Raw genomic sequence first — 5,062 nt, 5'->3', positions numbered from 1 at the left:
ATTATAACTATATAATAAAAATTATTACTTGTCAAAAACAATTTTATAGTAATTGTTTTGATATGTCAAGATAAGCTGTACAAAACCTTGATTTTTAATTTGTATATTTTATTTTAATGCTATATAATAAAATCATTGACTGAGTAAAGGAATAATTTATATGAATATTTATTTTGTAAGACATGGACAAACAGATGAAAATAATAACAGGTATTATTATGGAAAGCTGGATGTATGCTTAAATGAAAAGGGTTTAAGCCAGGCTAAAAGAGCAGCTGCTTTTTTAAATCGTGTAAAATTTGATGAAGTATATGTAAGTGAGAGAAAAAGAGCTGTTGAAACAGCTGATATAATTTTAGGACATAATTTTAAAAAGATCAATATAGACAAAAGAATAGATGAAATGGATTTTGGAAAGTTTGAGGGTAAAAGTTATGAACAGATAAAAAAATTATATCCAGAGCAGTGGGGTAAGTGGTGCAGTGATTGGAAAAATGAATCACCTCCAGGCGGTGAAAGTTATATAGAGTTCTATTCGAGAATACGTGGATTCATGGAGGATATTTTGAAATTAAATAGAAAAAATATTCTCATAGTCACTCATGGAGGTGTGATAAGATCTGCCTACTGCTATATACTAAATGATAATCTGGATTTTTTCTGGAAATTTGCCTCCAAAAATGGTGATATTACATTGGTAAAATATGAGTATGATAATTTGTATATAGACAGCATAACTCATGTTGATGTTTAGTTGTATTGTTGTAAATTTTAATTGGATAGGCCAATTCATATTAGCGGTTTTGGAGTGTTGGGAGGGATTTATATGAGGGAGTTTATGAATGATTTTCTTTTGATGATTCAATTTTTAACGAGAATTCCCGTAAATAAAAACTTAAATTGTGGGAAAGAAAATTTTAAGAGGGCGTCTATTTTTATGCCTGTTATAGGTCTTATAGTAGGAGGAATACAGTGGGCAGTGTATAAATTGGCTGTACTCATATTGCCGGTGAATGTTTCTGTAGCCGTTGTTATGTTAGTGGGAATAATACTTACCGGGGCATTACATATAGATGGACTGGGAGATATGTGTGATGGTTTTTTTGCTTTTAAGGGAAATAACAGAATAATAGAGATAATGAAGGACAGCAGAATAGGAAGCTATGCTTGTGTTACCATAGTAATGGATTTGCTTTTGAAATATAGCCTTCTTTGTTTTATAGTCCCTAGATTCTCTTTTGTAATAATAGCTGCCCCTGTTATAGGCAGATTTTCTATAGTTTTTATAGCTTTTATAGGTAAAACGGCAAAAAGTACAGGTTCAGGGAATCTTTTTATAGGAAATATAGGAAAATTTCAAATTTTTATCACTACGTGCATCACTGTGGCTATCCTGCTCTTTATAGTCAATATGAACCTGAAGTATATGATTATGGTTATATTAACTGCTCTTATTGTAGCAACTTTGTTCAATTTGTATTGCAATAGAAAGATAGGAGGACTTACAGGAGATTTATTTGGAGCAGATAATGAAATGGTGGAAATAGTTACGATGCTTATGGTATCTGTTGCAATCATGAACTGAACCGATAATCTATAGTGCTTTGTTTGGAGGATAAAGATATGGGTAAAATAATTTTGGTAACAGGAGGAAGCAGAAGTGGTAAAAGTACCTTTGCTGAGAAGCTTTTAAAGGATAAGGAAAAGGTTCTTTATATAGCAACAGCTGTGGTCACGGATGAAGAGATGAAAAATAGAATAGAAAAGCATAAATCCAGAAGAAACCCCAATTGGATAACTTACGAGGGATATAGGGCATTGGGCAATGTGATAAAAAACAGCAGTTGTCAATATATAATGTTGGAATGTATAGGTACTATGATAACCAATATAATTCTGGAAAATGGCGTTGACGTAGACAATGCAGATCATGAAGAAATAGAGAAACTGGAGAACTGTATTATTGAAGAAGTTAAAGACATAATTTTTTCAATAAGTGAAAGCTCAAAATGTATATTAATTGTAACCAATGAGGTTGGTCTAAGTGTAGTGCCGGAATATAGGCTGGGCAGAATATTTTCAGATATATTGGGACGAGTAAATCAGCTTATAGCTGAGTACAGTAATGAAGTATATTTGACAGTCTGCGGGTTGCCATTGAAATTAAAATAACATGGCAGTGGTCATGAAGGTTAAAATTTTTAGTAAAAGGAGTCAATTCAGTGAAGTACAAGAGAAAAAAACTAAGTATTTTTTTAAGTGCAATCATAATGATATGTATTATTCCGCTGTCTTCCTGCAGTGACATTGGTTCAGAACCTATGTCAAGAACAGAATTTATGCTTGGTACAATATGCACAATAACCATATATGATCATGAGTCCAAAACAACTTTGGATGAAGCCTTTTCCAGAGTAAAGCAAATTGAAAATAAAATGAGCGTGAACAAGTCGGGAACAGAAGTGGATAATGTGGCAGATGCTGCAGGAAAGAATTTTGTTAAAGTGTCTGATGACACCTTTTATGTACTTGAGAAGGGGAAATATTATTCAGAGCAATCCTCGGGAGTTTTTGATATAACTATCGGGCCGCTGGTGAAGCTGTGGGGAATAGGCACGGATCATGCCAGACTTCCTTCCCAAAAGGAAATTGATGAAAAAAAATCGCTGGTTAATTATAAAAATCTTCTGCTTGATGAAAAAGGTAAAAGAGCGATGCTCGTGAAACCTGGAATGTCATTGGATCTGGGAGGTATTGCAAAAGGATATGCAGCAGATGAGGTGGTAAAGGTATTGAAAAAAAATGGAGTTGAACATGCAATTGTGGACTTAGGAGGAAATATTCTGACTATAAATGGGGATCCTGATGGCAAACCGTGGAATATAGGAATACAAAACCCCTTCAAGGCAAGAGGAACTCCAATTGGCACTATAGGTGTAACTAATAAAACAGTGGTTACTTCAGGTATATATGAAAGATATTTTGAAAAGAACGGAAAAAAGTATCACCATATATTAAATCCCTTTACAGGGTATCCTATGGACAATGATTTGGCAAGTGTAACTCTGGTTACAGATGTTTCTCTGAATGCTGATGCCATGACAAAGAATATATTTTATCTTGGTTTAGATAAAGGTGCGGAATATGTAAAAAATATATCTGGGTTGAATGCTATATTTATTACTAAAAATAAAGAAGTCTATGTTACAGAGGGATTGAAAAATAATTTCCAGCTCACTGATTCAAGTTTTAAACTAGTTGGTAAGATTAAATAAATTGTATTGTAATATTTTATCTATGTAAAGCTTGATGTAAAATGATTTTAGTATTAAAATTATTCTATACTATTCATGAGGTAATTATATAAACCTGCTGATTAAAGTATGTAAATAAATATGAAATGAGGTATAAAATATGTCTGAGATAACCAAGGATATGACTATAGGTGAAATAATCAGATTACATCCGAGGCATGCTGAAACGCTTATGGCATTTGGAATGGGATGTGTAGCTTGTGGTGCAGCTCAGGGTGAGACTTTAGAGGAAGCAGCCATGGTACATGGAATAGATGTTGACAATTTATTAAAGGCATTGAACGCACTTGTTTAGCTTGTATATAGATTTAAAATGCTGGAAATTATAATTAGGGATATATACTGAATATTTAATAAAAAATGTAAGGAGAGATTAAATATTATGGCTAAGATTAATAAAAATATGACTATAGGTGATGTGTTAAAGATAAATCCTACCTATGCTGAAATACTTATGGATTTTGGAATGGGATGCATAGGATGCCCTGCATCATTGGCCGAAACAGTAGAGGAAGCAGCCATGGTACATGGAATAAACGTGAGAAAGCTGATTAAAGCTCTAAATGAGGTGGAATAAAAAAGATCAATTTTAAAATAGATAGGAATGTTCAATTCCTATCTATTTTTACATTTTGACTTGTTGAGGAGTCCACAATTTCTACAATCATTATTGCAAGGTTCTAAATGAATCATTACTTCTGTATTTTTAAGGGAATTACCCATTTCGCTTTCTATATTATCGCATATATCATGAGCCTTTTTCATATGCATGTTTCCGGGAAATACCAGATGAAGATCTACATATCTTTCATTTCCAGATTTTCTAGTTCTCAATTTATGAAAGCCGCAGCCAGGGCTGTATTTAGATATAGTATTGGTTATAATGGAGATCTCACTGTCGGATAATTTTACATCTACTAGTGGATCAAAAGCAGACTTTAAAAGATTGACGGCTTCTTTTAAAATAAAGAGAGCTATGAATATAGCTATCAGTGGATCTAGAAAATGAAGATTGGTAACCCATATTAAAAATAGCCCCAGGCCGACTCCTGCAGAGGAATATACATCTGTTCTAAGATGAAGAGCATCTGCTCTTAAAGCCATAGAATCATTTTTTTCTGCCACTTTGTATAATCTTTTAGATACCAAAAAGTTTATAGTTGCCGATAAAAACATAATTAAAAATCCAAGAGTGGAGGAATTTATTTCTTTCCCACTAATTAATCTTTTGGAAGCCTCTATTATTATAAATATAGAGGCTGTAAAAATTAAAATTGATTCCAGTACGCCAGATACATCCTCAAATTTTCCATGACCGTAAGGATGCTCTTTATCTGCTGGCTTGGATGATATTTTGACAGAAAAAAAGGATATTATGGATGCAGCTAAATCCATAGTGGAATGTATTGCCTCAGATAAAATGCTCACCGAGCCTGTAAATATCCCAACTATTAATTTCATAATTATTAAACTGCTATTAGAAATTATAGAGAGTGTAGCAGTTTTTACTCTTTCATCCATTTCAAACATCTCCTAAGATTCAATAATTATCAAATGATAATTAAGTATATCTATCATAATAGACTAAAATAGCTTATAAGTCAATAGTAATATAAGATAATAAACATTATCAATTGATAAAGAAAATCGTTTTTAAAGTACAGCTATGTAATTCAATCCATCTATTTATTATATAGAGAAGATAATTAAATGTGATTATCTAGAAAACCTGATATTTTTAAAAATGT

7 protein-coding genes are annotated in these 5,062 nt (G+C 32.3%); 6 read left to right on the top strand and 1 reads right to left on the bottom strand.

The annotated features are described in order from the left end of the window. The first annotated feature begins 160 nt into the window (after positions 1-160). The 6 genes from cobC (at position 161) to J5G60_RS16590 (ending at position 3,891) form a co-directional block, all read left to right on the top strand. A complete protein-coding gene (gene cobC / locus J5G60_RS16615) occupies positions 161-754 on the top strand; it encodes an alpha-ribazole phosphatase (RefSeq protein ID WP_150358512.1) in 594 nt (197 codons plus the stop codon). A gap of 72 nt (positions 755-826) precedes the next feature. Then, the gene (gene cobS, locus J5G60_RS16610) at positions 827-1,585 is read left to right on the top strand and encodes an adenosylcobinamide-GDP ribazoletransferase (protein ID WP_150358513.1); all 759 of its coding nucleotides are present in this window, start codon (positions 827-829) and stop codon (positions 1,583-1,585) included. A 38-nt stretch (positions 1,586-1,623) separates the two neighbouring features. Further along, complete coding sequence (gene cobU, locus J5G60_RS16605) at positions 1,624-2,172, top strand: bifunctional adenosylcobinamide kinase/adenosylcobinamide-phosphate guanylyltransferase (RefSeq protein WP_150358514.1); 549 nt, start codon at positions 1,624-1,626, stop codon at positions 2,170-2,172. A 50-nt stretch (positions 2,173-2,222) separates the two neighbouring features. Next, positions 2,223-3,275 carry an FAD:protein FMN transferase gene (locus tag J5G60_RS16600; protein WP_229980425.1) on the top strand — a complete coding sequence of 351 codons (1,053 nt, stop codon included), beginning with the start codon at positions 2,223-2,225 and terminating at the stop codon, positions 3,273-3,275. A 139-nt stretch (positions 3,276-3,414) separates the two neighbouring features. Then, complete coding sequence (locus J5G60_RS16595) at positions 3,415-3,609, top strand: DUF1858 domain-containing protein (protein ID WP_150358515.1); 195 nt, start codon at positions 3,415-3,417, stop codon at positions 3,607-3,609. Between the two features lie 87 nt (positions 3,610-3,696). Beyond that, entirely contained in the window at positions 3,697-3,891 is a 195-nt protein-coding gene (locus tag J5G60_RS16590; RefSeq protein WP_150358516.1) for a DUF1858 domain-containing protein, read from the top strand. 38 nt (positions 3,892-3,929) lie between these two features. Here J5G60_RS16590 and J5G60_RS16585 read toward each other — a convergent pair whose 3' ends face one another. Beyond that, positions 3,930-4,835, bottom strand: a complete 906-nt coding sequence (locus tag J5G60_RS16585) for a cation diffusion facilitator family transporter (RefSeq protein ID WP_150358517.1) — start codon at positions 4,833-4,835, stop codon at positions 3,930-3,932. Positions 4,836-5,062 lie beyond the last annotated feature (227 nt).

It is taken from the genome of Clostridium sp. HV4-5-A1G (assembly GCF_900184915.1).
GTDB lineage: Bacteria > Bacillota > Clostridia > Clostridiales > Clostridiaceae > Clostridium_B > Clostridium_B aromativorans.
Note: the sequence above shows the minus strand (reverse complement) of the source record. Positions and strands in the feature narration are given on the sequence as shown.

Bases quoted from the DNA above. Each gene is read 5' to 3' on its own strand.
- J5G60_RS16595 (WP_150358515.1), top strand. From the start codon at position 3,415: ATGTCTGAGATAACCAAGGATATGACTATAGGTGAAATAATCAGATTA.
- J5G60_RS16590 (WP_150358516.1), top strand. From the start codon at position 3,697: ATGGCTAAGATTAATAAAAATATGACTATAGGTGATGTGTTAAAGATA.
- J5G60_RS16585 (WP_150358517.1), bottom strand. From the start codon at position 4,835: ATGGATGAAAGAGTAAAAACTGCTACACTCTCTATAATTTCTAATAGC.
- cobC (WP_150358512.1), top strand. From the start codon at position 161: ATGAATATTTATTTTGTAAGACATGGACAAACAGATGAAAATAATAAC.
- cobU (WP_150358514.1), top strand. From the start codon at position 1,624: ATGGGTAAAATAATTTTGGTAACAGGAGGAAGCAGAAGTGGTAAAAGT.
- cobS (WP_150358513.1), top strand. From the start codon at position 827: ATGAGGGAGTTTATGAATGATTTTCTTTTGATGATTCAATTTTTAACG.